Below are 24,492 nucleotides of genomic sequence, written 5' to 3'. Positions count from 1 at the left end.
TTATACCGATGACAGAAACAGCGCAATAGCTCTACTATTCGCCCTCGCTTCGTAGGCGTTTCCCAGCGCCCACTTCTCGCTCAAGGGGAGGCCTGATCCGAGATTTCCTTGGCCCAGTTGTTGACGATGAAAGCTTGGTAGTCAGCAAGAACAACCGAGACCCTGGCGTAGCCCGGTGCAACGCTGCTCACCGGCGCAACGGCCCCCAGCTTGGGCAGCACCTCCTGCGGCAGGTCGTTGCACTCCAATAGAAATGGCAGTGGGGTGCGCAATGCGTTGGCGATCTGCTCCATGGTCCCCACCGAGGGGTTTCCCTTGCCCGTGGTGATGTCCGAAATGAAGGACAGGGATACGCCGGAAAGTTCGGAGAGCTGCTGCTTGGACATGCGCTGCTCCTCCAGGATGCGCAGCACATTCGTGAAGAAGTTGAGGTAGTAGTACAAGCCCCGCTGCTCCTGCTGGTTTAGCGGCTAGAACCGCCTTTGGTCGGATGCCTCTAAACTGCGACCGCTGATCTTACTTGCCGGCGATGCTGCTCTTGGCACGCACTGAAGGAAGAACGCCATGCGACACCCCACGGATGAACCGCGCGACGCGAGCGGCCATGGCGCCGGCCGCGACCGGGAGTCGGGCCTCCTCTGGGCGCTGCTCGTGGGCTACTGGCCCTTCGTGCGTTTCGTGCTGGGCTTTTGCTCGGTTGTGGCGCTGTTCATTGGCCCGCCGGGCTCCTTCCTGCTGACCTTCGGCCTGCTGTTGTTTCTGAGCTGGAAGGTGCTGCAAGCGGCCGACGCGAGCAAGCGACGCTGAAGCTGCCGCCCCCGGGATCTGCCGGCGGGCGGCTTTTCTTTGGCTGGCAGGCCTGTTTAGCTAAACCAATGAGACAAACTAAGCGCCTGACACCGGAGCAGTTCGAGCTCGCGGCGAGGGACTTGAACGTGGGGGAGAAGACGATCTACATCGCCGAGGCGGTGCTGGTGCAAGGCCGCCCGCAGACCGAGCTTCGCGACGAGCTCAAGCTGTCCAAAGGCGCGGTGTCGCAAGCCGTCGACCGCGTGTGGCAGGCCGCCCAGCATCTGCTGCCACAAGGACTGCTTCGCATCACGGCCACCCTGCCCCTTCACCAAGTCCGCATCGTTCGTCAATGGGAGAAGCAAGCCATGGAGAAAAGAGGCACCAAGCCATGACAAGCCTCGTTGTCGCCATTCCGAGGGGTGGCCAATGCAAGAAGGTAACCCGACCGGCCGACTGCGTGGCCGGGAAGATGGAGACTGCTTGATGCCCGCCAAGACAGCGCGCACCGCTGCCACGAAGCCGGCGTCCGGGCTTGGGCTCGGTGAGACCGGCGGAGCCTCTTACCTCCCGGGAACCCCAGCGCCCTCGCCCGCCGTGCCCGTCGGCGCCCCGCTGGAAATCCCGCTGGACCTTATCGATGAGGACCCGAACCAGCCGCGCGGGGCCGACAACCCGGGCTTCTCGAAAGAGAGCATCGCCGAGTTGGCCGCCAGCATCGGCCCGAAGGGGATCAAGACGCCCATTTCGGTCAAGGTGCATCCCACCGCGTCAGGCCGGTACATGTTGAATCACGGCGCGCGCCGGCTGCGCGCGACGCGGCTCAAGGGATTCCCGACCATCAAGGGGTTCATCGACAACGACCACAGCAATGCGGATCAGGTCATCGAGAACCTGCAGCGCGCCGACCTGACAGCACGCGAGATTGCCAACTACATCGGCCGCGAGCTGGCTGCGGGCCTTAACCAGCAACAGATCGCTGCGAAGCTGGGCAAGTCCAAGGCATTTGTCTCGCAGCATGTCACCCTGCTCGATCTTCCCGAGCCGGTCGCTGACGCCTTCAACAGCGGGCGCGTGACGGACGTGACGGTAATCAACGAACTGGTGCGAATCCACAAAAAGGACCCGGCCACGCTGACGCGCTGGCTCGCAAAACCCAGTCAGGAAGTGACGCGCGGCACCGTCCAAGCATTGCGCGCCTTTGTGGAAGGTATCAGCACCGCGCCAGTACCCTCCCCCGCTGCACAGGGCGCCGTGCCTGTGCGGCAGCCCGCGCATGCTCCAGCACCACCGCCAGCGGCCACCAGCGCGCCAGCCTTCACACCCAAGGCGGCTCCGGCCACCCGACAGACAGCGAGTCGTGATGTCTCGGCCAGTGACCCCGGCATCATGGTCACCGTTGGAGGCCGCACCGGGCGGCTGCTGCGCGCCTGGGTTCGATTCGATGACGATGGCCAGGAGGCCGAGGCCGACCTCGCCGATCTGAAACTGGTCTCCGCTAATGAGGGCTGAGCAATGAGAAAGCGCGTGGTGGTGCTCAACGGCCAGAAGGTGCTGCAGGCCGAAGAGGGTGCGACCTGGACAAACGAGCGCGTCGAGAAAGCCGGGCTCCTGCGCCCCGGCCTGTACGAGCTGTTTACGGCCCAGCAGTCCGACCGCAGCAGGTCCACGGCGGGTGCTCTGCTCATCGTAGATAGCGGGATGCTCTACCAAGCCACGAACACCGGCTTGGTCGCGCACAACTGCAGCGACTTCGATGCCCTGCCTGCCGTGGGCGCGCACGGCACCGTCATTTATGACGCCGATTGCCGGGCCAGCTTCGACGTCCAGACGCCAGCCCCTGCCCCTGCCTCCCGCAGCCGCCGTCCCACGCGCACGACTCGCTGAAGCGGTTTAGCCGCTAGAACTTTGACTGTGCGGCAGGCCGCACGACAGCCTGCATCACGCGGCCCAGCTCCTCTTGTTGGGCCGCAATGCGCTGCAGCAGCGCCTCGACGGTGTCGGCGTTGAAGGCTGCCGTCCTTGGATCGCACTTGAGGTACAGCTTCAACAGTCCCCCGAGCCGGCCCATGTCGCCATTGATCCGCGCCATCTTCTGCACTGCCTCCATGTCCACGGTGCTCTTGAGCTGGTAGCCCCGGCCGACCTCGCGCAGGTAGCGGCCGACACTGCGCTTGGCGGTACGTGCCTGTGCCTGCAGATCGGCTTTCTCTTCGTCGTTTACCAGCACCCGCAGGCAGTGCCGGCGCACCTCGTGCGCGGGCTTGCGCTGGCGCGACTGCACTTTGAGGACGCGGCGCTTGGTGGTCTTGCTGGCAGGGGGTGGCATCGACAACTCCACAAGAAACACCGGCGGCAAGAGGCAACCGCGCAGCGCAGGATGCCCCGTCGAGCGCAGCGAGTAAGGGGAAGTGAACAGGGTCAGGTCGCTCCGCGACATGGCCATGTTCACCTATCCTGCCCAGCTTTTTCGGCTGGGTAACTCCACTGTAGTCTAGCGCGCATCTACGATTTATCACCTATTGGTGCGCGGGTGACACACTGCGATTGCGCTGTTGCATCTACGATATGTCGAATTCATCAGCGGTAGCGATGCAATGCGGCATGAACAGCGAAGCGACAGCGCAGCAGTAGCGGTGCAACCCACTCCAGGCGCGCGGAGCTGTTGCGATGCGGCAGCCATCGTCCATTGCGGGCGCTGAGACAGGCATGACGAAGCCCGCCCCTACCTATGTCGAGCAGTTGGCGGCCTGGGTTCGCGAGAGCCCGGCTCCTCGACCCCGCCAGGACAAGAACCTCGCGGCCTTCCTCGCCGTGAAGGCCGATGTGCAAGCGGCGCTCGCGGCGCGCTTCCCGGCCAAGACGATATGGGCGCACCTGCGCGAGACCGGCCGGATCAAGTGCCGGTACGAGACGTTCCTGACCCACGTGAAGCTGCACACCACCGAGCAGCCCGTGCCCCCCGAGGCTGGCGCGCCGACCGGGAGCTTTGCTTCTGCGCCAGCGCCTCTTCCCGAAACCGGGCCGCACCGTACGGAGGCATCCGTGCCGGGCTTCAACTTCAAGCCGGCCCCCGACAAGAAGGACCTGATCGGATGACCACCATTCACGCAATGCTGCAAGGCAAGGGCGGCGTGGGCAAAAGCATGGGCATGTCCGTGCTGGCGCAATACAAGACCGACAAGGGCGAGCGCCCCCTGTGCATCGACACCGATCCCGTCAACGCCACCTTCGCCGGCTTCGCGGCGCTGGACGTGGCGCGGGTGGAGATCATGGAAGGCGACGAGATCAACCCGCGGCTGTTCGACCGGATGGTGGAGCGGGCGTGCGAGTCGGCCTCGGACGTGGTGATCGACAACGGGGCGTCATCGTTCGTTCCGCTGGCGCACTACCTGATATCCAACGAGGTGCCGGCCATGCTCAAGGACATGGGGCACGAGCTGGTGATCCACACGATGATCACTGGAGGGCAGGCGCTGCTGGACACGGTATCGGGCTTCGCGCAACTCGCCAGCCAGTTCCCGGCCGAGGCGCAGTTCGTGGTGTGGCTCAACCCCTTCTTCGGCCCCATCGAGCACGAGGGCCGCGGCTTCGAGCAGATGAAGGCATACCGGGACAACAAGGCCCGGGTAACGGCGTTGGTTCAGGTGCCGAACTTCAAGGCCGAGACGCACGGCCACGACTTCGCGCAGATGCTGCAGGCGCGGCTGACATTCGCGGAGGCGCTGGCCTCGCCGGACTGGCCGCTGATGACGAAGCAGCGGCTCACGCTGGTGCGGCGACGGCTGTGGGAGCAGCTCGACGGCGCAAGGGTGCTGTGATGCCGGCCGGCGACCGCATCGAGCAGATGGTGCGGGAGATCGCAGTTCGCCACGGCGTGGCCGTGGGCCGCGACGACCCGATCCTCATGCTGCTGACGATCAACGAGCGGCTGGTGCAGGACGGCGAGATTGCCCAGCGCGCGCTGCTGGATCAGTTCAAGTCCGAGCTGGAGGGCATGACGCGCCGCGTCGGCGACGAGGCAAAGACCCAAGCGGCCAGCGCGCTGCAGGCGACGCTGCAGGCGGGGCAGGCGGCGCTCACGCTGGCGGTGCAGGAGAGCTCGGCGGCGGTCGCTGAGGTCGTGCGCGCAGAGGTGCAGAACAGCGCCCGCGCCGTGCAGGCGCAGCTGCGCGATGCCCGCCGGGTGTCGTTGATGAGCATGGGCGCCTCGCTGCTGGTGCTGCTGGCGGCGTTCGTGGTGGCCTGGGGAGGGCGCTGACATGGCCCGGGCGCAGTACGCGGGGCTGTACGTGGGCGCGGTGCTGTTCTGCGTCTCGCTGGCTTTCGGGGCCTCGCTGCTCTCGGCGATCTTCTGGGGCTTCGGCGGTGTGACGGGCTTCATGGGCGCCCGGCTGTGGTGGCTGGGCCGACGGGTTGCGGCCATTCGCTTCGTGTGCGGCTACCTGATCGTCGGCCTGCTGCTGATGGCGATTTCCAGCCGCTGAACCGACCCGAGTGCGCCGCCGTGATCGCCAAGCATGTCCCCATGCAGAGGCTGCACCGCAGCAGCATGGCCGACCTCGTGGGCTACCTGGAGAACGATCAGGGCACTCTTGAGCGCGTCGGCGAAGTGCGGATCACGAACTGCGCGGCCCATACGCTGAGCGCGGCGGTGGCCGAGATGCTGGCCACGCAGCACCTGAACACCCGGGCGCGCGGCGACCGCACCTTTCACCTGATCGTGAGCTTCCAGGCCGGCGAGCAGCCGACGCCGGAGCAGCTGCGCACCATCGAGGAGCGCATCTGCCAGTCGCTGGGCTTCGCCGAACACCAGCGGGTGAGCGTGGTCCACCACGACACCGACAACGTGCACATGCACGTCGCGATCAACAAGATCCACCCGACGCGGCACACGATGCACGAGCCTTACCTGGCGTACCGAACGCTCGCGAAGGTATGCGCTCGGCTGGAGCGCGAGCTGGGACTGCGGGTGGACAAACACATCCCGCGACGCACGGTCAGCGAGGGCCGGGCCGGCGACATGGAGCAGCACGCCGGCGTCGAAAGCCTGATGACCTGGGTGCGGCGGGAATGCCTGGGCGCGCTGCAGCGCGCGGACTCGTGGGCAGCGGTGCACGAGGTGCTGCAAGCACACGGGCTGCACATGAGCCAGCGCGGCGCGGGGCTCGTCATCGAGGCGCAGGACAGCACGCGCGTGAAGGCGTCCACCGTGGACCGGGGGCTGTCGAAGGCGGCGATGGAGGCCCGGCTGGGCGCGTTCCAGGCGGCGGCCGGCGCCAGCGCCACACAGGCCAAGCCGCGCAGGACCTATGCGAAGCGGCCCACGCGCAGCCGCGTGGACACTGCAGCGCTGTTCGCCCGCTACGAGCGCGAGCGCGAAGGCCAGGCCGAAGCGCGCACGGCGGAGCTCGCCGCGGCGAAGCGGGCCAAGGACCGTGCCGTCGAGGGCGCGCGCCGGCTGTACCGGCTGCACACTGCCACGCTGCGCGTGGTGGACGGGCGCGGCATCGACAAGCGGCTGCTGCACGCGCAGGCCAGCCGGCAGCTCAAGGCGCGGCTGCAGGGCATCCACGAGGACCACGCTCGCGAGCGCGCCCGCATTCTGGAGCGGCACCAGCGCATGAGCTGGGCCGACTGGCTCAAGGCCGAAGCGCTGCGGGGCGACCAGGACGCGTTGGCGGCGCTGCGCGCGCGCGCGGCTGCCGAGAACCTGCGCGGAGCCACCGTGCACGGGCAGGGCGGCGCGGCTGCTGGCGCTGGCCAGGGGCCCGAGATCGACACCGTCACCAAGGCTGGCACCGTGCTGTACCGGGCCGGCGCCAGCGCCGTACGCGATGACGGGCAGCGGCTGCAGGTGTCGCGCGAAGCCGACCAGGAGGCGATCCGCACGGCGCTGCGCCTTGCGCGCCAGCAGTACGGCGACCGTATCAGCGTCAACGGCTCGGCCGCCTTCCGCGCAGCGGTGGTGCGCGCCGCCGTGGACATGAACCTTCCGATCGCGTTCACCGACCCGGGTCTGGAGCGTCACCGCCAGGCCCTCATGCAGAAGGAGCGACCCGATGCCACCTCCCCGCAATCCCAGACCGGGCGAGCAGCAGCTCAACGAGGCCCTGGCGGGCTTCACGGACTCCGACCTGGAGCTGCAGCGGCTGGACATGCCAGCGGCCCCGTCCGCGCCAAGCCCAACCCTGGCCGCCATCCCTATCAACCGCCGCCCGCACCCGGGCACGGTCTGCGAAACCTGTCCGCAGTCGATGTGGATGTGCAGCGAGAAGGGCGACGTGCAGTGCTACTGCCGGGTGATGTTCGTGGTGATCTGGAGCACCAAGGAACCGCGCCCCCTGACGCACTGCGACGGGCCGTTCATCGGTCAGGAAGAGGACAAGGTCGAGAAGTAGGTCAGGCGCCGCCGCCGGTCGCGCGCAAGCGCACCAGCAGCTCCAGCGCCGCGCGCCGGCCGCCGGCGGGCAAGGGGCAACCGCCCCAGGCCCGCGCCGCGCGCGCGCAGCAGGCCCCGCAGCCGGGCAACGGCAAGGTGTTCGTGGCCGCCGTGGGCACGAAGCCGCCGCCGGCCGCGCGCGCCCGAGTGCGCCCGTTCTCGGCCCTGGACGCCGGCCCGCTCGGGTGGGGCCACCCGCTGCGGCAGGCGGCGCCAGCGCCGGCTCCGGCCGCTTCCTGGCAGATCCCGGGGGCCATCTTCACGCCGGCGGCCTACGCCGCGGCCGACGCCTACATCGCCGAGCGCGAAGGCAAGCGCGCGCTCGGCCTGGCTGTGCCGCGGCACAGCCGCTTCAGCCCCGGCGCTGGTCCGCTGACCTTCGCCGGCACCCGCAACAAGTATGGGCAGTCGCTGGCGCTCCTGAAGCGCGGCGACGAGGTGCTCGTGATGCCCATCCACGCGACCACCGCGCAGCGCCTGACCCGCACCGGGCTGGGCACGCCGGTCAAGGTCAACGCCAACGCCACGATCAGCACAGGCGCCGGACGAGGACACAGCAGATGACCACCACGACGATGAACAACGCGGTCGGCCCGCAGGTGCGCCAGCGCCGGCCACCGCGCAAGAAGCTGGTGCCGGCGATGGCCGCTGGCTCGCTGCTGGGCGGCACCTGGGCCGCCACGCAGCACTTTGCGCACACCTTCGACTACCACTACACGCTGGGGATGCACATCGGGCACGTCTACCTGCCTTGGCACGTCCTGGGCTGGGCCTGGAAGTGGCACGGCGTCTACCCGCAGGAACTGGTGAGCTCGGGCAGCGTCGGCGTCGGCGTGGCGGCGGTCGGGCTGCTGGGCACGATGGTCACGCAGCAGATCCTGCGCAACGCGCCCACGGCGAACCAGTACATGCACGGCTCGGCGCGATGGGCCACCGAGAGCGACATCAAGGCCGCAGGGCTGCTGCCGCGAGGAAAGCGCAACTGGCTCGACCGGTTGCGCCAGCACGCGGCGCCGGCATCCATGGCCTGCTTCGTGGGCGGCTGGCTCGACAAGCAGGGCGTGCTGCGCTACCTGCGCCACAACGGCCCCGAGCACATCCTGTTCTACGCCCCGACCCGGTCCGGGAAGGGCGTCGGCCCGGTGCTCATGACGCTGCTGTCCTACGTGAGCAGCATGATCATCTCCGACCTGAAGGCCACGCTCCACGCGGCCACGGCCGGCTGGCGCAAGCTCCACGCCAGGAACAAGGTCCTCAAGTTCGAACCGGCGGCGCCGGACAGCACCCACTGGAACGCGCTCGACGAGGTGCGCGTGGGCACCGAGTACGAGGTGGGCGACGTCCAGAGCATCGCGCTGATGGTGGTGGACTCGGACGGCAAGGGGCTGCAGGGCGACCACTGGCGGGAAACCGCCTACGCGCTGCTGCAGGGCCTGATGCTGCACGCCCTCTACAAGCACAGGAACGGCCACGGGCCGCGCGCCTCGCTGCCGCTGATCGACCACCTGGTGACCAACCCGGACCAAGCGGTGGCCGACCTGTGGGTGGAGATGACCACCTACAAGCACCTCAAGGACCGGCCGCACCCGCTGGTGGCCGCGTCCGCGCGCGACCAGATCGACCGGCACGAGGAAGAGGCCGGCTCGGTGCTCTCCAGCATGAAGACCCACCTGTCGCTCTACCGCGACCCGGTGGTGGCCGCCAACGTGGCCGACAGCCATTTCCAGATCGAGGACCTGATGCACGGCGCCGACCCGGTGAGCCTGTACCTCACGACGAAGCCCCGGGACAAGGCGCGCATGAAGCCGCTGACGCGGCTGTTCATGACCATGGCGATCCGGGTCCTTGCCGATGGAATCGGGTTCAAGGAAGGCCGCCCGGTTCCCAAGTACAGGCACAGGCTGCTGATGCTGCTGGACGAGTTCCCGTCCTTCGGCAAGCTGCCCGGCTTCGAGGACGCGCTGTCCTGGATGGCCGAGTACGGCATCAAGGCGTTCATCCTCGTCCAGGACATCACGCAGTTGCGCCATCCCCAGGAGGGCTACGGCGAGCACGAGACGATCACCTCCAACTGCCACGTGCAGGCCGCCTTCCCGCCTAACCGCGTCGAGACCGCCGAGTACCTGTCACGGTGCACCGGGCAGACCACCATCGTCAAGGAAGCCGTGACGGTCAGCGGCAAGCGCTCGGCGCTGATGCAGGGGCAGATGTCCGTGACGTTGCAGGAGGTCGCGCGCAACCTGCTCACCGCCGACGAGGCCATGCGCATGCCCGGCCCGGTCAAGGACGCCAACGACCAGATTCTGGAAGCCGGCGACATGGTGGTCTACGTCGCCGGCCGCCCAGCCATCTACGGGCGGCAGATGCTCTACTTCAAGGACCCGGTGTTTCTGGCCCGCGCGTCGGTGCCGGCGCCCAAGCACAGCGACCGGCTGCGCGCGCCGAAGATGCCTTCCCTGGCAGTGGCAGCATGAGGCGCAGGATCTGGATCGCGGCCGGCGGCGGCGCCGTGCTGGCGCTGCTGATCGGTGCGGGCGTGGCGGGGCTGCGCTTCAACTCCACCCGCAGCATCGCGCAGGGCTTGTACCGCGTCACCGAAGAGCCGCTGCGCGCGGGCGCCTACGTCCTGGCCTGCCCGCCACCGGTGCAGCCCTTCCTGGAGGCCCGCGCGCGGCTCTACATCGGTCCCGGCATCTGCCCCGGCCGCATGGGCTACCTGATGAAGCGCGTCGTCGCCGTGTGCGGCGACCGCGTCGAGCTCACCGAGGCCGCCGTGGTCGTCAACGGCCGGGCCGTGCCCGGCAGCGCCCGGCTGCCCGCCGATACCGTCGGCCGCCCCCTGCCGCAGCCCACCAGCGCCAGCACCGTCCTCGGCGACGAGGTGCTGCTGATGGGCGATGTCAGCCCGCGCTCCTTCGATGGCCGCTACTTCGGCCCCGTTGACCGCACGCACATCCTGGCCGTGATCCGGCCGGTGTTCACCTGGAACTGAGAGGAGCCCACGCATGAACCCGATGGAAGAACTGCTCGACGGCGAGGAAGTGCCCAACCTGATCCACGCCACGCCGGCGGATGTGGCGCGCGCCAAGGCCAACGACGTGGGCGAGCCCGCGCTGCTGGTGGCTTTCACACAAGCCGAGGCGCGCGCGGCCGGCGCCTTCGCGGAAACCGCGCTCACCGAGGCTGACGCGCTGGCCAGCGCGCGCGGCGAGGAGGCCTGACGCCATGCAGTCGAAGCGACCTTTCGCAGACGCCGTGGCCGAGAACGTGATCGGCGCGCTGCAGTCCGGGCTGATGCCCTGGCAGCGCACCGATGCCGGCGGCGCGCCGCTGGCGCTGCCCATGAACCCCTTCAACAGCCATCGCTACAAGGCCGCCAACGCCGTGCACCTCGCGGCACAGGGCCGTGACGATCCGCGCTGGCTCACCTACGACCAGGCGCAGCGCATGGGCGCCCAGGTGCTGCTGGGCGAGAAGGGAACCCGGGTGCAGTACTGGCGCTTCCACGACGACAAGGGCGCCAAGCTCGACAAGCCCGAGTGCCTGACAGCGGTGGTGTTCAACGCCGAGCAGATCGCCGGCATGCCGGCGCTGCAGCCGCATCAGCGCCCTGACGCCACTGAGCGCGCACGCCACATCTTGGAGGCCAGCGGCGCCAGCATCAAGGAACACGCCGAGTACCGTCCGGCCTACCGCGCCAGCGCGGACAAGATCCAGCTACCCACGCCCGAGGCGGCCGGTGGACAGGAGCAGTTCTGCAGCGTGGCGCTGCGCGAGCTGGCCCGCTGGAGCGGCCATGAGTCGCGGCTGGGCCGCGACGTGGACCACCCCTTCGGCAGTGACGGCGCTGCGCGCGAGGCGCTGCGCGCGGAGATGGCCGGCGCGCTGCTGGCCGACACGCTGGGCATGCGCTACACGCCTGGCAGCAGCCCGTACCACGACGCCTGGGCACGCCTGATGGAGCAGGACCCGCTGGAGCTGTTCCGCGCCGCGGCCGACGCCGAGGCCATCCACACCTACGTCATGCAGTTCGACCACCCGCGCCAACAGCAGGGCGTGCGTCAGCAGGCCGCGCCCGCCATCCAGCTCGGCTACGAGCAGGCCGCCATTGATGCGCAGGAGAGCCGCATGGGCCAGCACTTGGACCAGGAGAACGCCCGCATCGACGCGGCACTGGCCGAGGTGGAGACCCCGGCTCGGCAGGCGCTGCAGACGCCGCCAGCGCACCGGCCGCCGCCGGTCGATCCGCGCCCCGAGTTCGCCAGCGCCATGCGCGCGCTGGGCTGCATCGTGGACGCTGACCCCAAGGTGGCGCATCCCGTGATGGACGGACTGCCCCACCGGGTCAAGACCGTGGGCGACCGGGGCGCGGAGAAGTCGGGCTTCTACGTGGGCCACCTCGATGGCACCCCGGCGGGCTACATCAAGAACAACCGAACCGGCCTGGAGGAGCGCTGGAAGGCCAAGGGCTACGACCTGAGTCCCCAGGACCGCCATCGCTTGGCAGCCGAGGCAGCGGCGGCCACCGCAAAACGTCGCGCCGAAACCAAGGCCCGGCATGCCTTGACGGCACAGCGCGTGATGCACCAGGCCTCGCGCCTGAAGCCGATCTCGCCGGACAAGCCCACGCCCTACTTGGCTGCCAAGGGCGTGCAGCCGCATCGCGGCGCGCTCACCGATGCCGCCGGCCTTACCACCTTCATCCCGGCCCAGGACAAGACCGGCAAGGTCTGGACGATGCAGTACATCGGGGACAACGGCATCAAGCGCTTCGCCAAGGATTCGCGCAAGGAAGGCTGCTTCCACGTCCTGGGCGGGATGGAGGCGCTGAAGCAGGCACCGGTAATCGTGGTGGGCGAGGGCTACGCCACTGCCGCCACGCTGGCTGAAACGCTCAAGCACGCCACCGTGGCAGCCTTTGACTCGGGCAACCTGCAGCCAGTGGCGCGTGCACTGCGCGAGCTGTTCCCGGACAAGCCGCTCCTGGTGGCCGGTGACGATGACCGTGCCGTGCTGCTCACGCAAGGCTTCAACCCGGGCCGCGAGAAAGCCGAGGCCGCGGCAGCGGCTGTAGGTGGCAAGGCCATCTTCCCGATCTTCGCTCCCGGCGAGAACACCTACCCAGCGACTCTGCCGCCGGTCACGCCCGCCACCTTCCGCTCCCACGCCAATGCCGAGCTGCGGCTGCAGCAGGGTGGCTTGTCACCGACCGAGGAGGCCAAGGCGCGCGCCGAACTGCTCAAGCCTGAGCAGTTGCAGGCACTGGACAGGATGAAGCAGCACACGGACTTCAATGACCTGGTGCAGCGCAGCGAGCTTGGCCGCGATGCCGTGCGCCGGCAGGTGCACTCCGAGGCGCAGCAGGCGATCCGGGTCACCGAGGCCCGAGTCCGGGAGCAGGTCCAGGAACGGACGCAGGCGCAGCGCCAGGGCCAGACCAGGGGAAAAGGCAATGGCCATGGGATGCGGGCCGGCTGAGAGCCGACCGGGGCCGCAAGCAATCCACTGCCATGACTGCCCCTGCTAACCCAGGCGCTGGATCGACTCACCACCGCCCGGCGCCACAGCTTCAGAAAGGACCGGGACCAATCAGAAGCGACTTCTGAACCCCGCAAAGAGAAACGCCCCGGGATTGCCGTCCCGAGGCGTCCTCCGTGATGCGCGATCCCTGGCCGAAGCCGCGATCACTCCACATCGCTGTAGCAAGCATGGAGTGTACGGACGGCGAGGGAATCCGCAACACGCGGGTGAACTCGTCCCTGCAGATTCATGAACCTGTCTGTTTCAGACCAGGCGGGCGCACGCGCGCCCTCGCCTTCTTGCCGCCGCTCGCGCGACCTCCCTGACCCCATTCACGAGGCCCATCTGCGGCTTGGGGAACAGATTCACCGGGGCGAACTGCGCGGCCTGCCTGCGCGGGCCGAGGCCGTGCTGTACGAGTACTTGGCCAAGGCCGACCTCAGCCGTGTCGATGACGGCGGCCGGCGCCGCGTGTTCGACACGGCAGTGCGCGAGCTTCAGGAAGCTACGGACTATTGCCGGCGCAGCATCACCGGCGCCAACGCCGACTTGGTGGCATGGGGCCTCATCGAGCGCCCGCCTCAGGAATTGCATGGTGCACGTGGTCCCGGCACGCCTATCGGGAAGACCTGGCTCACGCCCTACGCCGACGCCATGTTCTTCGGCCCGCGTGCGCAAAACGTTGCGCAGCCAGTAGATAAAGAACCAAACCCTTCAGGGGGCGAAGGGGTTGCACCCCAGGCCGCTGAAGAAGCGGCCGATACCGAAGCCCCGAGGCCACCAGCGCCTGCTGGAAGTCGAGCCGTTCACGTGCGCGACGACCTGAAGCCGCTGCTGCAGGTGATGCAGCCGGACGACGTGCGCAAGGTGTTGGCCGTGGCGCGTGCACACGACGTGTGGGTGCAAGACGTGATGGCGCACCGGTTGCCGGCCATCCTTGCCGCCCGTGAGCCCGTCGGCTACCTGATCCACCTGATCCACAGCGGTGAGGACTGGCAGCGACGCGTGACGCCTGTTGGCGGGCACAAGGAGGCCGCAGTGCAGGGGTCCGTCAAGGGCCCCAACACGCTGGCCAGTGAACGCGAAGATAGGGAGCGCGAACGTGAGTCGGCCGAGCACCGGGCGCAATGGTCCAAGCCGAGGATTGAGCACCTGCAAGCCTTTTCGGTGCTGAAGTCGGCGGCGAAGCTGCGTGGGCTGCAGGCCGCGAGCTGAATCGATGCCGAGCACCATCCGTGCCGTTCAGGGCTGGGGTGATAGACCGTTTGTCGGCCCTTGCGGATCGGGCGCACTGCCAGGCGCGGCGGTGAGACGGTTGGACGGTTGGCTCGCAGTCCGGGGTGCTAGACCGTCTAGCACCCAGACCTTCAGCCGCAGACCGCGATGGCAGCGTAAGGTCCCCCGCTCCGCTAGACGGTCTAGCAGCGCGTCGAGGCACACCGTCATGCGCAGCATGGTGTGACAGCTCGGAGGCGGGGTGATAGACGGTCTAGCACTTTGAGTTTGCAGACGCAGAGAGCGGGATCAGCCTACGCTGGCATGCCGTGCTAGACGGTCTAGCACCCACCGTCCGGGACGCAGCCAGCACGTCAGCAACAAGTGTCTCTGGCGCGACAGGCCGCCCAACGGCATCCCCGGTCACAGGCTGCTGTGCGTATCTGCGCCGCGACGTGCGCGGGAGGCAATCCGGCAACAAAAAGGGCAGGGGACCGAGCACCCTGCCCCTCGACGGTCAAACGGAGACACCGAGCCGCGTTAGTCCAACAGCGCCTTCAATGCCGACTCGAGCGCCTTCCATTTCTCCGGCGGCAGAACACCCGGAGCGATCTTCAGGACCGTATGGCCTGTGTCGTCCACGACGATGGTGGCCCGCCGCCCCGCGCCCAGGTTGAACTTGCGCTCAGGTAGCGGCGCCGCCCGCGCCGGGCTTTCGCGCCTCAGGCACGCGGTGAGCTTGCGGAACACCTCCGGCGCGGGCAGGCGATCTGCAGCCGCCTGCTTCGCCGCGGCGAGCACGGCCTGTTCATGCTGCGCGACCGCCTCCTTCAGATCCGTGGCCCAGCGGAACTGGATGTCGTTGGGGGAGGGAAACGCCTCCAGCACGGCGGACGGCAGCTGCGCGATCTGCGTTGCCTTCACGACATCGCTGATCGCGCGGCCAATGCCTTCGGCGAGCTTTCTCATCGAGGGAAAGAGCCCCTCGTCCAGCGCGCGCCGGTACATGGCCCCCTGCTCGTAGGCCGACAGGCTCTGGCGGTTGCGGTTCTCACGCTCCATGTGCGTGAAGAGCTCGGTGTCCGACAGGGGCTGCACGACGGCCAGGACGGGCAGGCCGAGCTCCAGGCAGGCGCGGTGGCGCCGGTGGCCGAAGACGATCTCATACTGCGGCTCGCCGTCCTTGGCATCCGGCCGGGGCCGCACCTTGATCGGCTGGACGTTTCCTCCCGCGTCCTGAATCTCGGCCCTCAGCGCCTCGAACTCCGCGGTGATGTACGAGTCCGCGTGCCGGTTGGCCCAGCGGGACGCGGTGATCAGCGCCGGGTCTATCGGCTGGGCGCCGCGCTCCTTTTCCAGCTGCGAGACCTGCTGCGTGAGCCGGTCAATCTCGGCCTTCGTCCTGTGACCGTCCTGGAAGAACCCGGAGATCTTGCCGATGCCCGTCGGCGCTGCTGGCCGCGCGGGTGCGGCAGCCGGGGCCGCGGGTGCCGCCGGCGCGGCGGTGGCCGGCTCCAGGTTGTCGAACGTGATGGCGGCAGCCCTCTTGGCAGGATTAGTCATGGCGGGCCTTTCGTTCGGCTTGCTTGCGCCAGTACTTCTGCATCTCGTCCTCGATCATCTCCGTCACCCGCTCGTAGGCGGCGGTGGCCCGCTTCACGGTGCGAGGATCGCCGGCGGAGGCGTCGAACACCGTGCCGAACGCCGCCGAGGCGGCGCTAGCGGCAACGGTAGTCGGTACCTCCACGGGCAGGAGACGCTCGGCGTAGGCGGCGGACATCCACTTCAGGACACCGGTGGCCGACTGGTCCGTGGACTGCACCTTGGTCGGCAACACGCTGATGAACGAGAACGTCTTCTCGGCGCCGCGCTGGGAGACCATCTGGTCCGTGACGTCCTTGAACATGCGCCAGAACTGCGCCGAGCTGGCGAAGTCCAGGGCATTGGGCGGCAGCGGCATCACGATCCCGTTGGCGGCCATCAAGGCATTGATCGTCACGTAGCCGAGCGAGGGCGGCGTGTCGATCACGATGACGTCGTACTCGCCGCGCACGTCCTGCAGGCCCTCGTCCAGCACCCGCCACACCTCGAAGTCCGCGCTCTCGGCTTGGCGCGATGCAAGCGCGAACTCGGCCGCGAACAGCACGGGCGCCGCCGCCACCAGGTCGATCCCGTCCCAGTAGGTCTGCCTGATGGACGGCCGGATGGACGCCTCGCTGCCGGAGAGCAGCGGCAGGATGGTGTCCGCCTCGTGCACCTCGGTGTCGGGCAGGATGCCGAAGAGCGTGGTGAGCGAGCCCTGGGGATCGCAGTCGATCACCAGCACCCGGTGGCCGCGCAGCGACAGGCCCTGCGCCAGCGTGAGCGCCGTCGTGGTCTTCGTCACGCCGCCCTTGAAGTTGCCGATGGCGATGGTCGCGGCCGCGGCGCCCTCGGGCCGGAGCTCGCCGCCGCGCGCTGCACGCACCCACTGGCGGGCCTCGGCCAGCGTGAACTCGCGTTTGGCGCCGCTCGGGCTGAGCTTGCCCGTTGGCAATTCGCCTTGCTTGATCCAGTAGTCGTACTTGGCCTTGTCCAGCCCGGCCAGCGTCTGGATCTGGCCAGCGTTGAAGGCCGGCGCCTGCTTGCGAACCTCGGGTGCCAGCATCTGGGCGCGCACCTGCGACACGACCGCATGCACGCGGTCCGCCTGCATGCCTACATCGGCCATCGTGATGTCGTCGTCGACGAACTTCAAAAGCACCTCCGGTTACGCTTGTTTTCAGACGCAGGATCGTAGCATTGGCGCCTGTTCCTGCCTCTGACGTTACGGCTTGCTTCTGATCTTTTGGTCTGCTTGTCGCACCGCCGCTACACAGATCGCCTGCACGCTCGGGGCAGGCAAAGCCTCACCCTCACCGGGACGCCTTTTTCCTCTCGACCCAGTCCAGCACCGCGCGCAGATCGGCGGCTTCCTTGCGGCCCTGCTGTTCCAACTCGGTCTGCAGCCGATGCAGGCGCTGCAGCGCGGTTTTCGTGGGCGCCTTAGGCGGTCGGGCTTCCCGCTCCACGGCCAGTGCCTGGGCCTGTGCCTTGGCTGCTTCCATGGCCGCCTGGATTTCGGCCGCCGTGCGCTGGCTGCGCCGCCGGTTCGTGGTCACGCCAGTGCGCCTCATGGCCCGCGTCAGCGTGCTGACGGCGATGCCTGCGGCCGTGGCGGCCTCCTGGACGGATCGGCCGCTGGCCACCAGCACAAGCGCGCGGGCCGTGGCTTCGGTGGGTTGGCGGGGCATCGAGTCCTCCATGCAGCCGGCGTTTGGGAAGGCAGCGCGCTGCAGTGGCGGTGGTGACCAGCGCCAGCCGCCGGCCTTCCCGGGGACCACCCACCTGCCTGTCAACGTTCCGCCGCATGGGCTTTCCCGCCACACAGACGGGAAAGACGCCGGGCGGGCCGAGCGGTGAAACGACGCGCGTTTCAGCCGTTGGCCTGCGGCGCCTCGGGATGACGCGCTCGCCAGGCGCGCAACGCCTGGCGGTATCGCTCCATTTCGAGGTCGTACAGCTCGAAGATGCAGGGCTCGCAGCCATTGCCGCAACAGGCGTCGAGATCCGGCTGCGCAGGCGGCTGCGGCATGGGATCGGCGTCGGGTGCAGTGGTCGGCGTCATGACGATGCGGGCCAAGGGCGCGCCAGCGGGCGACCCGGGGCGGCGACGTTCGGCTCGACGTCAGCCAAGCCACGAGCGGTCTCGATCCCGGTCGGGCTCGGCATGGAACCCAGGCGCTCCAGCGCGTTGCGCAGCGCCGCGGCCAGGGTGTCGCCGCGGGCCTTCTCCTCGTCGAACTGGCGCTGCAGCCGCGCATGCTGCTCCTGGAGTTCGCGCAGCTCGGTGGCCAGATTGCCCGGCCGCGCGTTGACGTCCAGCGCTGCGATGGCGTTGCTCAGCGCGGCGGCACGGCCGCGGTAATTGGCGGCCAATGCGGGCGCGAGGCGCAGACTCGCCGCGCACGACGTGGCCTGTTCCCGGACGCTCGTGGCAGCGGCAATCAGCGTGTCGCGCTGCTCGTCGAACAGCATGACGGTGATGACGTTCATCTGGTCCTCGTGCCTTGCGGGTAGGGGAGCTGGACTTGGGCTGTGCCTGGCCGTGCCCAGGACATTGCCGGTCCAGGTGGAGCAGCACCGGCCATGCCAGCGCCTGGGGCTTTGCCGTACGCATCTTGGCGGCGAAAGACTCTACTGGAGGTAGATGTTTTCTCGCCAGTATGGATACAGTGCGCGGCATGGACGAGAACGACGAAAAGCAGCTGCGCCGAGAATTGGGCAAGCGCTTGCGCGAGGCACGCCAAGGCGCAGCGGCGGGCCATCGGTACACGCAAGGTGAAGTAGCGACCGCGCTGGGAAAGAAGGTCGCTGCAATTTCTGCCTGGGAAACGGGACGTACCTTGCCTGACGCCCTGGCCGTGCGCTGGATGGGCCAGCACTACGGCGTATCAGCAGACGTGCTGCTGGCCTTGAAGCCCGCGCTGCCTGGCGAAGGCCCTGCGCCCGCGCCGGTGCCCGCTGCGGCCGGCGAGCCGTCTCAAGACACGGAAGAAGCTGCCTTCCATTCGCAGCGCGTCGCAATCGCCAAGGTCAATGCCAGCGAGGTCCCAGGCAGCGACTCCATCGAGTTGCCACTGCAGGACTTCGTTCGGGTGCTGGACCGGGCGCTGGGCAGTGGCCTGAGCGGTGAGCGCGAGAAGCACGCTTTCATCGAGGGCGTTCTGGCGGCCTACCAAGTCAAGAGTCCGCCTCAACGCTGATCAATTAAGGGTGCATGTTTGTTCTGACGAGTTCAGTTAATACCGTTCGTTTCTTCAATATTGATACTCACAGTTTAATACATGCGTCAGAGGTGTATATATACACCGAAAATAGGAATTAGAAGGCGATTTAAAGTATAATTACCTCCATGCATCAGGGCAGGTGCTACAGGAGATAGAGATGAGTGGTTTCGATTCTTCTCCCAACACCTTCAGCTTTCATTCGGCATTCGCCGGCATTCCGGTAGTCATCGAATACGAGGTTGAAGTCAACGAGGACCACCGGGGCCGTGACGTTGAAATCATCCCGACCGTCTGCGTCATTAACGACAAGGGCGTAGACCTGTGCGAAGACGCCGGCTATTTCCACCCGGACCAACTGAAGACATGGCTGGTCGAGGCTGAAGCTGATTACAAGAGCCTGGGTGCTGACGACAGCGAGCCCGAGGACTACACCGTTCCCTGGGCCGCCTCAGCTGCTGAGGACTGCTGGATCGCCCAACGCGACCACGCCCACTACAGCCGCGCAGGGGTCTGACGTGGAAGGGCTCTGCATCCAGCGGAGCCCCTGGCCCCCGGCGCGGGGCCATGCGGCGACCGTCAGCCAAACGCCTTCTTCTGGTCGCCTGTATTTCGGTTTTCAGCCCGGCCCCTACTACCTGGGAGCCAGCGGGCGAACTGTGCATCACGACAACCTGCCGAGCCCTGGCGGTTTGGTCGCTGTGGTGCTGGTCCTGGCTGACGCCAACTTGCTCAAGGCAGCGCCGGACCTGTTCACGGTGGCGCAAGCCTTGACTGAGCTTCCTGCCCTGCGTGCCTCATCTGACGCCGAAGCCCTGGCGGCGCGGATCGGGCTGCTCGTGGAAGCCGCGCATGTGGCCGTGGCCCGTGCCTTGGGAGCGATGCAATGAGCAGCGCAGCCCATCAGTCGGCCATCCATCTGTTGACCGCGCATCTTCCGGTCAATCCTGTTCAGCGCATTCGCATCCTGGTCCTTGTTGGTCATCACGAGGCCGAGTGCGTAGCCGAGGAACAGAGCGACCCGGATTGCCCGCCGTGCCAGTTCGGGCACCGCTGCCAGTTGGGCGAAGGCTGTCCGATCCGCGATCTGGAGCACCGCCATGGCTGACCCGTACGCCACCGATGCGGCCCTGGCCGAGCAGGCAACCGCCGACGCCTTCGAGCACACGCGCAATGACCGCGCCCGCTCGATCCCTTGGGACGTGCTGGGCTTCCTCGCCGGGCTGCTGCTGGCGCTGGCATCCGCGCCGTTCGTTCCGTACTGAGCCCCTGGGCCTCGGTCGGCGGCCCTTCCTGCCGGCCTTCTGGAGTACCTGCCATGTCGCAACTCGGTCCCGTCATCGGCAATCGCCTCGCTGACGCTCACAAGGCCGTGCTTAAGCCGCACCTGCGCGAGCGGCTGGTGCTGGCATCCAGCCGCAGCACGGCGCAGGGCACCCTCGCCACCGGCGCGGATGGACGGCTGTCGTTCACGCCGAAAGATGACCCGTTGCGCGGCTGGGATCGGATCGAGGGCGACGGGCGCCCCATGCCGCGCTACGCGTTCCGGCCGGGACAGCGCGTGCGGGTGAGTGCCACGGTGGGCGAGTTGCTGGAGCAGGAGCAGCACTCGTTCGAGCCCGAAGAAGCCGCCACCCTGGCCGGCCGCGAAGGTGTTGTGGTCGAGCACGCGGGCTGCGCCTCGCTCGGGCTGGTGCTGGTGATGCTGGACGGCATGCCCTGGGCGTTCATGCCGGCGTACCTCGCGCGGGTGTGCCCGGCCGAGGGCGACGATGAACTGGCCGCCATGGCAGGGGAGGGCGCCGCTACCGCCTTCAATCCCTACAGCGAGCCGCTGGCGCTGGGCGACACGGTGCAAGGCTTGGACGGACGCGTGGGGCGCGTGACGCTTGTGCAGGCGCGGCGCCTGGGCATGGTGTTCGAACACGGCAGCGCCTGGACGGGCGACGTGGCGTGGCGCACCTCCTTCCGGCTGCTGGCCAAGGCCGGCGCCTGGGGCTGCCCCGACGGCTGCCCGTTCTGAATGCGAGGGCCGCGCCATGCTTTCTGACGCTCAGAAGGCGCTGCGCCGTACCGGCGTGGGCGCTTCGGAATGCGCCGCGGCCCTGGGGCTGAGCCCGTACCAGACCCGGTTCGAGCTCTACCAGGTCAAGCGCGGCGAGGCACCGGAAGGCCCGGACAACCTGGCGATGCGCTTTGGCCTGGCGGCCGAGCCCTTCATCCTCTCCGAGTTCCAGCGCGCGCACCCGGATGACCTGCTGGTGGTGGCGCCCGACACCATGCGGCGCGGGCGCCTCTTTGCGCACCTGGACGCCTGGGTGCCCGGCCGCTTCACCGTGCAGGCCAAGACCGCGCGCACGCGGCAGGGATGGGGCGAATCTGGCTCGCCTGACATACCGCAGCACTACCTCTTGCAGGTCCAGCAGGAACTGCTGCTTTCGGGCGAGGCGGTGTCCTTCGTGCCGGTCCTGTTCGGCGGCGCGGAGTACGACGAATTCATCGTCGAGGCCGACCGTGAGCTGCAGGAGTTGATCGAGGACGGCATTGCCGACTTCTGGGCGCTGGTGGAGCGCGGCGAACCGCCGGAACCGGTGAGCCTGGACGACATGCTCGCGCGCTTCGGCAACGCCAGCCACGCCGATCTGGCAATGGCCGACGCCGACGTGCTGCGCGCGGTGCACGAGTTGCGCGCCATCCGGGCGCAGCGCGAGCAACTGGAGGCGGCCGAAGCCGCGTTGAAGGCCCGGCTCATGGGGGCGCTTGGCGAAGCCGACACGCTGGTGGACACCAGCGGCCACACCCTGGCCACCTGGAAGGCCACCAAGCCGGCGCGGCGCTTCGATGCCACTGCGTTCGAGGCCGCGCACCCGGAGCTTTATCGGGAGTTCCTGCGCCCCGGCGAGCCCTGCCGCCAGTTCCGGCTCAAGGACTGACAAAGGTGAGCCTTTTTGTGAAAGCCCCGAGGCGGGCGCGGTAGACGGCGCCCCCTCGCATCCCGCAACGGCATCCATCACAGGAGCAAGGCCATGAGCGACATTGAAGTGGTCCAGAACCCGTTCGACACCGCCCCGGCTGGCGCGCGTGCCGTCGCCGATGGCGCAGGTGCCCGTGCCGTGCAGACACGCGAGAGCGCCGAGGTCATGGCGCTGGCGATGATGGCCAAGCGGTTTCCGCGCGACGTGCTTCGCGCCACGGACCGCATCCGCAATGCCTTCACCCGGCAGACCCTCGCCGAGAAGGCGCAGTACCAGTACAGCCGCGGCGGCACCGATGTGGTGGGGCCGAGCATCCGCGCGGCCGAAGCGTGCGCACAGCAATGGGGTGCCCTCAGCAGTGGTTGGCGGGAGATCGGCCGCCACGTCGGGCCGGACGGCGTGGGTGTGTCCGAGATCGAAGCGTTCTGTTTGGACCATGAATCCAACAACCGCGAGGTCATCCAGTTCTTCGTGCGCCACTGGCGCGACACCAAGCACGGCGGCTACCGGCTCAAGGACGAGCGCGACATCTACGAGCTTTGTGCCAACCAGGCCGCGCGCCGCAAGCGGGCGTGCATCCTGGCGCAGATCCCCGGCGACGTGATCGAGATGGCGATGGAGCAGGCCAGCGCCACGCTGCGCGCCAAGGCCGACACCAGCCCCGAGGGCATCAAGCGGCTGCTGGACACGTTCGTGGGCGAGTTCGGCGTGACCAAGGAGCAGATCGAGCGCCGCATCCAGCGCCGCATTGATTCGATCCAGCCGGCGCAGGTGGTGGGCTTGAAGCGCATCTACGTCAGCCTGCGCGACGAGATGAGCACGCCCGCCGACTGGTTCGAGCCGGTGGAAGTATCCCTGGCGGCCAATGACGCGCAAGGCGAGGGCGGTGCTGGCGCTGCCGCTCAGGCACCAACCGCCGCCGACAAGGCCAAGGCGATGCTTCGCGAGCGCGCGAGGCCGCCAGCGGCACCGGCGCCGGCACCTGCGGCCGAAGGCGAGGGGCAAGAGGCTGCAGTCACGCCGGCTGCTGCACCTCCTGCGCCGGCCCGAGCGATGGCGCCGCCGCCGCAGGCCCGCCGCGGCTTCGACGCCGACGCCTTCGCCGAGCAAATGCAGCGCGCAGCCGACAAGGGCGACGCCGAAACGCTCGATGCCCTGGGCGAACAGTTGCGCGACGTGCTGGACGATGACCTGCGCGCGACGCTCACCGACATGCACGCGCGGCTGCGCGCAGACCTGGGCCAACCGCCTCGCCAGCAACCGCCTGCGGCTCCCGTGCCGCCGCCGCGCCGCCGCGCTGCTCCCTGACGGCAACAGCCGCCAGGTCGAACAGGTTTTACAGGGCGATCAACAGCGGGGTGGGGCGCTTCTCCTTGCCTCCCTCCGACTTCCCATTCCGCGCAGCACAGGCGCTGCCGCCCCCTCTTCTTCCCTTCGCGTGCCAAGGAGAGTGCCCATGCCCGCCGTTCCTGTTGCCGAGTCCGGGCGCGTGGCCGACCGTGCCCACGCCTGCAGATCTGCGCTGTTCAGGCAGCGCAGGCAGCGTTTCGCAGCCGGGCGTCCAGGCGCGGCGGCGCAGCCGGCAATTGACGACATCCATGCGCTCATGCGTGAGCACGGCGTCACGCTGAGCGAGCTCGGCGCGGCCTGCGCGGTGTCGCGCATTCATGAGCTGGCGCTGTACGGCAGCACGCTCGACGAACTGCGCGAGGTGCGGATCACGCGCTGCCCCAGCCTGGACCACGATCCGCGCTATCAACTGCCGCCCGGGGCTCGCGTGGTGGGGCCTTTCACAGCGGAGTGGAAGCGGCTGCGCAGAGGCAGGCCATGAAGGTCAAGCGCAGGCCCCACGCCCATGCCGAGCGAATCCGAGCGCGGCGGCACGAGCAGCATCATCCGGTGCTGGCCAGCCAACCTTGCGACGCCGGCGGCCTGCGCACCGGTGCCTGCTTCGATCACGAAATGCGCGTGTGGCGCGAAAGCTGCCGTGACGCGCGCGCGGCAACACGCAAGCAGAGGGCGGCCATCCGTGAGACGTGGCGGGCTTGGCCTGGCCCGGTCACGGTGCTGTGCTTTCGCTACATCGTCGATCTGCATACCGGCGCGCTCGACCAGCGCCGTCAGGCCGCTGTGCAGGCCACACTGGGTGTCGCGCGGGCGGACATCGAGGCGGCGCTTCAGGCGAGCGCTCAGCGGTGAAAAGCCGCAATCTCGACCTATTCCCTGAACTGGCGACGCCTCGCGCAAGGCCGCGGGTCGTCTCTATCCAAGCAGCAGGAGGTCCTAAGATCGGCCGCCAATCAATCCAACGGAACATGCATGTCCTCGACCAGCGATGCTGCTACGCCGCCGGAGCGCCCGAAGCGCGGCCGCCCCAAAACGATCTTTACGCCCATCTACCCCGAACTCCAGCAGCCCACGGGGGAGCAGGTGAAGGAGCTGCGGCTGCGCATGGGCTGGACGCTGGATTTCACGGCCACCGTCGTTGGTCTCACCGACGCCCAGGCTGTCAGCGACATCGAGCGCAGTTCGGACCGCCGAGGCACGCCGCGCAAGCTCAGCCCCTGGCGCTGGACATTGATGCTGCTGGCCGCCGGCGAGCACCCGACGTTGATGCTGGTGCCACGCGGCACGGCGTCGAGCTGAACGCCGCCCCACCTGGGAGTCGAGCCACCGTGCCGCCGGCTGCGACTCGGCAATGAGGTCACGGTAGGCGAGGACTTCATCCATCGTGAGCGCGAACAAA

32 protein-coding genes are annotated in these 24,492 nt (G+C 68.2%); 25 read left to right on the top strand and 7 right to left on the bottom strand.

Annotated features, from left to right (window positions below; all coding sequences use genetic code 11):
* Nucleotides 1-80 precede the first annotated feature (80 nt).
* A complete protein-coding gene (locus HHL10_RS18645; protein WP_169161905.1) occupies nt 81-443 on the bottom strand; it encodes a helix-turn-helix domain-containing protein in 363 nt (120 codons plus the stop codon).
* 121 nt (nt 444-564) lie between these two features.
* Between HHL10_RS18645 and HHL10_RS18640 the strand changes: the two genes are divergently transcribed.
* The 4 genes from HHL10_RS18640 (at nt 565) to HHL10_RS18625 (ending at nt 2,676) form a co-directional block, all read left to right on the top strand.
* The gene (locus HHL10_RS18640; protein ID WP_169161904.1) at nt 565-807 is read left to right on the top strand and encodes a hypothetical protein; all 243 of its coding nucleotides are present in this window, start codon (nt 565-567) and stop codon (nt 805-807) included.
* A 68-nt stretch (nt 808-875) separates the two neighbouring features.
* The gene (locus HHL10_RS18635; RefSeq protein WP_169161903.1) at nt 876-1,184 is read left to right on the top strand and encodes a TrfB-related DNA-binding protein; all 309 of its coding nucleotides are present in this window, start codon (nt 876-878) and stop codon (nt 1,182-1,184) included.
* 91 nt (nt 1,185-1,275) lie between these two features.
* Entirely contained in the window at nt 1,276-2,301 is a 1,026-nt protein-coding gene (locus tag HHL10_RS18630; protein ID WP_169161902.1) for a ParB/RepB/Spo0J family partition protein, read from the top strand.
* A gap of 15 nt (nt 2,302-2,316) precedes the next feature.
* Complete coding sequence (locus HHL10_RS18625; RefSeq protein WP_205833113.1) at nt 2,317-2,676, top strand: KfrB domain-containing protein; 360 nt, start codon at nt 2,317-2,319, stop codon at nt 2,674-2,676.
* A gap of 13 nt (nt 2,677-2,689) precedes the next feature.
* Here the strand turns inward: HHL10_RS18625 and traJ are convergent, their stop codons facing one another.
* Entirely contained in the window at nt 2,690-3,235 is a 546-nt protein-coding gene (gene traJ / locus HHL10_RS18620) for a conjugal transfer transcriptional regulator TraJ (RefSeq protein WP_235971619.1), read from the bottom strand.
* 263 nt (nt 3,236-3,498) lie between these two features.
* Here traJ and HHL10_RS18615 point away from each other — a divergent pair, with 263 nt between their 5' ends.
* The 10 genes from HHL10_RS18615 to HHL10_RS18570 all read left to right on the top strand — a co-directional run bounded on the left by HHL10_RS18615 (nt 3,499) and on the right by HHL10_RS18570 (nt 13,966).
* Nucleotides 3,499-3,888 carry a TraK family protein gene (locus HHL10_RS18615; protein WP_169161900.1) on the top strand — a complete coding sequence of 130 codons (390 nt, stop codon included), beginning with the start codon at nt 3,499-3,501 and terminating at the stop codon, nt 3,886-3,888.
* Complete coding sequence (locus HHL10_RS18610; protein ID WP_169161899.1) at nt 3,885-4,610, top strand: P-loop NTPase family protein; 726 nt, start codon at nt 3,885-3,887, stop codon at nt 4,608-4,610. The genes HHL10_RS18615 and HHL10_RS18610 overlap by 4 nt, the downstream gene beginning before the upstream one ends.
* Entirely contained in the window at nt 4,610-5,050 is a 441-nt protein-coding gene (gene traM, locus HHL10_RS18605; protein ID WP_169161898.1) for a conjugal transfer transcriptional regulator TraM, read from the top strand. The genes HHL10_RS18610 and traM overlap by 1 nt, the downstream gene beginning before the upstream one ends.
* Nucleotide 5,051: 1 nt before the next feature.
* Nucleotides 5,052-5,276: a hypothetical protein gene (locus tag HHL10_RS18600; RefSeq protein WP_169161897.1), complete on the top strand. Its 225-nt coding sequence runs from the start codon at nt 5,052-5,054 to the stop codon at nt 5,274-5,276.
* Nucleotides 5,186-7,795 carry a TraI/MobA(P) family conjugative relaxase gene (traI, locus tag HHL10_RS18595; protein WP_310734627.1) on the top strand — a complete coding sequence of 870 codons (2,610 nt, stop codon included), beginning with the start codon at nt 5,186-5,188 and terminating at the stop codon, nt 7,793-7,795. Before HHL10_RS18600 ends, traI begins: the two co-directional genes overlap by 91 nt.
* On the top strand, nt 7,792-9,705 hold the full coding sequence (locus HHL10_RS18590) for a type IV secretory system conjugative DNA transfer family protein (protein ID WP_235971617.1): 1,914 nt from the start codon (nt 7,792-7,794) through the stop codon (nt 9,703-9,705). The genes traI and HHL10_RS18590 overlap by 4 nt, the downstream gene beginning before the upstream one ends.
* Nucleotides 9,702-10,223, top strand: a complete 522-nt coding sequence (traF, locus tag HHL10_RS18585; RefSeq protein ID WP_169161895.1) for a conjugative transfer signal peptidase TraF — start codon at nt 9,702-9,704, stop codon at nt 10,221-10,223. Before HHL10_RS18590 ends, traF begins: the two co-directional genes overlap by 4 nt.
* Nucleotides 10,224-10,236: 13 nt before the next feature.
* On the top strand, nt 10,237-10,452 hold the full coding sequence (locus HHL10_RS18580) for a hypothetical protein (RefSeq protein WP_169161894.1): 216 nt from the start codon (nt 10,237-10,239) through the stop codon (nt 10,450-10,452).
* A gap of 4 nt (nt 10,453-10,456) precedes the next feature.
* Nucleotides 10,457-12,709, top strand: coding sequence for a zincin-like metallopeptidase domain-containing protein (locus HHL10_RS18575; RefSeq protein ID WP_169161893.1), 2,253 nt, complete (start codon nt 10,457-10,459; stop codon nt 12,707-12,709).
* 291 nt (nt 12,710-13,000) lie between these two features.
* Complete coding sequence (locus HHL10_RS18570; RefSeq protein ID WP_169161892.1) at nt 13,001-13,966, top strand: hypothetical protein; 966 nt, start codon at nt 13,001-13,003, stop codon at nt 13,964-13,966.
* 540 nt (nt 13,967-14,506) lie between these two features.
* On the opposite strand, the gene HHL10_RS18565 is transcribed toward HHL10_RS18570, so the two are convergent.
* From HHL10_RS18565 to HHL10_RS18545, 5 genes are all read right to left on the bottom strand, one after another.
* Complete coding sequence (locus HHL10_RS18565) at nt 14,507-15,529, bottom strand: ParB/RepB/Spo0J family partition protein (protein WP_205833112.1); 1,023 nt, start codon at nt 15,527-15,529, stop codon at nt 14,507-14,509.
* Nucleotides 15,522-16,703 (bottom strand): ParA family protein, encoded by a 1,182-nt coding sequence (locus HHL10_RS18560; RefSeq protein WP_235971615.1) that lies wholly within the window; start codon nt 16,701-16,703, stop codon nt 15,522-15,524. Before HHL10_RS18560 ends, HHL10_RS18565 begins: the two co-directional genes overlap by 8 nt.
* Nucleotides 16,704-16,860: 157 nt before the next feature.
* Nucleotides 16,861-17,238, bottom strand: coding sequence for a hypothetical protein (locus HHL10_RS18555; protein ID WP_169161891.1), 378 nt, complete (start codon nt 17,236-17,238; stop codon nt 16,861-16,863).
* A gap of 182 nt (nt 17,239-17,420) precedes the next feature.
* Entirely contained in the window at nt 17,421-17,612 is a 192-nt protein-coding gene (locus tag HHL10_RS18550; RefSeq protein WP_169161979.1) for an oxidoreductase-like domain-containing protein, read from the bottom strand.
* Entirely contained in the window at nt 17,609-18,040 is a 432-nt protein-coding gene (locus HHL10_RS18545; RefSeq protein ID WP_169161890.1) for a hypothetical protein, read from the bottom strand. The genes HHL10_RS18550 and HHL10_RS18545 overlap by 4 nt, the downstream gene beginning before the upstream one ends.
* A 188-nt stretch (nt 18,041-18,228) precedes the next feature.
* On the opposite strand from HHL10_RS18545, the gene HHL10_RS18540 reads away from it, so the two are divergent.
* The 11 genes from HHL10_RS18540 (at nt 18,229) to HHL10_RS18490 (ending at nt 24,392) form a co-directional block, all read left to right on the top strand.
* Nucleotides 18,229-18,750: a helix-turn-helix domain-containing protein gene (locus tag HHL10_RS18540; protein WP_169161889.1), complete on the top strand. Its 522-nt coding sequence runs from the start codon at nt 18,229-18,231 to the stop codon at nt 18,748-18,750.
* 181 nt (nt 18,751-18,931) lie between these two features.
* Nucleotides 18,932-19,288, top strand: coding sequence for a hypothetical protein (locus tag HHL10_RS18535; RefSeq protein WP_169161888.1), 357 nt, complete (start codon nt 18,932-18,934; stop codon nt 19,286-19,288).
* 1 nt (nt 19,289) lies between these two features.
* Nucleotides 19,290-19,661, top strand: coding sequence for a hypothetical protein (locus HHL10_RS18530; RefSeq protein WP_169161887.1), 372 nt, complete (start codon nt 19,290-19,292; stop codon nt 19,659-19,661).
* Nucleotides 19,658-19,879 (top strand): hypothetical protein, encoded by a 222-nt coding sequence (locus HHL10_RS18525; protein ID WP_169161886.1) that lies wholly within the window; start codon nt 19,658-19,660, stop codon nt 19,877-19,879. The genes HHL10_RS18530 and HHL10_RS18525 overlap by 4 nt, the downstream gene beginning before the upstream one ends.
* A complete protein-coding gene (locus HHL10_RS18520) occupies nt 19,872-20,036 on the top strand; it encodes a hypothetical protein (protein ID WP_169161885.1) in 165 nt (54 codons plus the stop codon). Before HHL10_RS18525 ends, HHL10_RS18520 begins: the two co-directional genes overlap by 8 nt.
* 53 nt (nt 20,037-20,089) lie before the next feature.
* A complete protein-coding gene (locus HHL10_RS18515) occupies nt 20,090-20,794 on the top strand; it encodes a hypothetical protein (protein WP_169161884.1) in 705 nt (234 codons plus the stop codon).
* 16 nt (nt 20,795-20,810) lie between these two features.
* Nucleotides 20,811-21,704 (top strand): YqaJ viral recombinase family protein, encoded by an 894-nt coding sequence (locus tag HHL10_RS18510; RefSeq protein WP_169161883.1) that lies wholly within the window; start codon nt 20,811-20,813, stop codon nt 21,702-21,704.
* Between the two features lie 93 nt (nt 21,705-21,797).
* Entirely contained in the window at nt 21,798-23,054 is a 1,257-nt protein-coding gene (locus HHL10_RS18505) for a hypothetical protein (RefSeq protein ID WP_169161882.1), read from the top strand.
* A gap of 148 nt (nt 23,055-23,202) precedes the next feature.
* Nucleotides 23,203-23,577, top strand: coding sequence for a hypothetical protein (locus HHL10_RS18500; RefSeq protein WP_169161881.1), 375 nt, complete (start codon nt 23,203-23,205; stop codon nt 23,575-23,577).
* Nucleotides 23,574-23,945, top strand: coding sequence for a hypothetical protein (locus HHL10_RS18495; RefSeq protein WP_169161880.1), 372 nt, complete (start codon nt 23,574-23,576; stop codon nt 23,943-23,945). Before HHL10_RS18500 ends, HHL10_RS18495 begins: the two co-directional genes overlap by 4 nt.
* 120 nt (nt 23,946-24,065) lie before the next feature.
* On the top strand, nt 24,066-24,392 hold the full coding sequence (locus tag HHL10_RS18490; protein WP_169161879.1) for a hypothetical protein: 327 nt from the start codon (nt 24,066-24,068) through the stop codon (nt 24,390-24,392).
* Nucleotides 24,393-24,492 lie beyond the last annotated feature (100 nt).

It is taken from the genome of Azohydromonas caseinilytica, assembly GCF_012927045.1.
Lineage (GTDB): Bacteria > Pseudomonadota > Gammaproteobacteria > Burkholderiales > Burkholderiaceae_C > Azohydromonas > Azohydromonas caseinilytica.
This window is presented reverse-complemented; position numbering and strand designations above follow the sequence as displayed.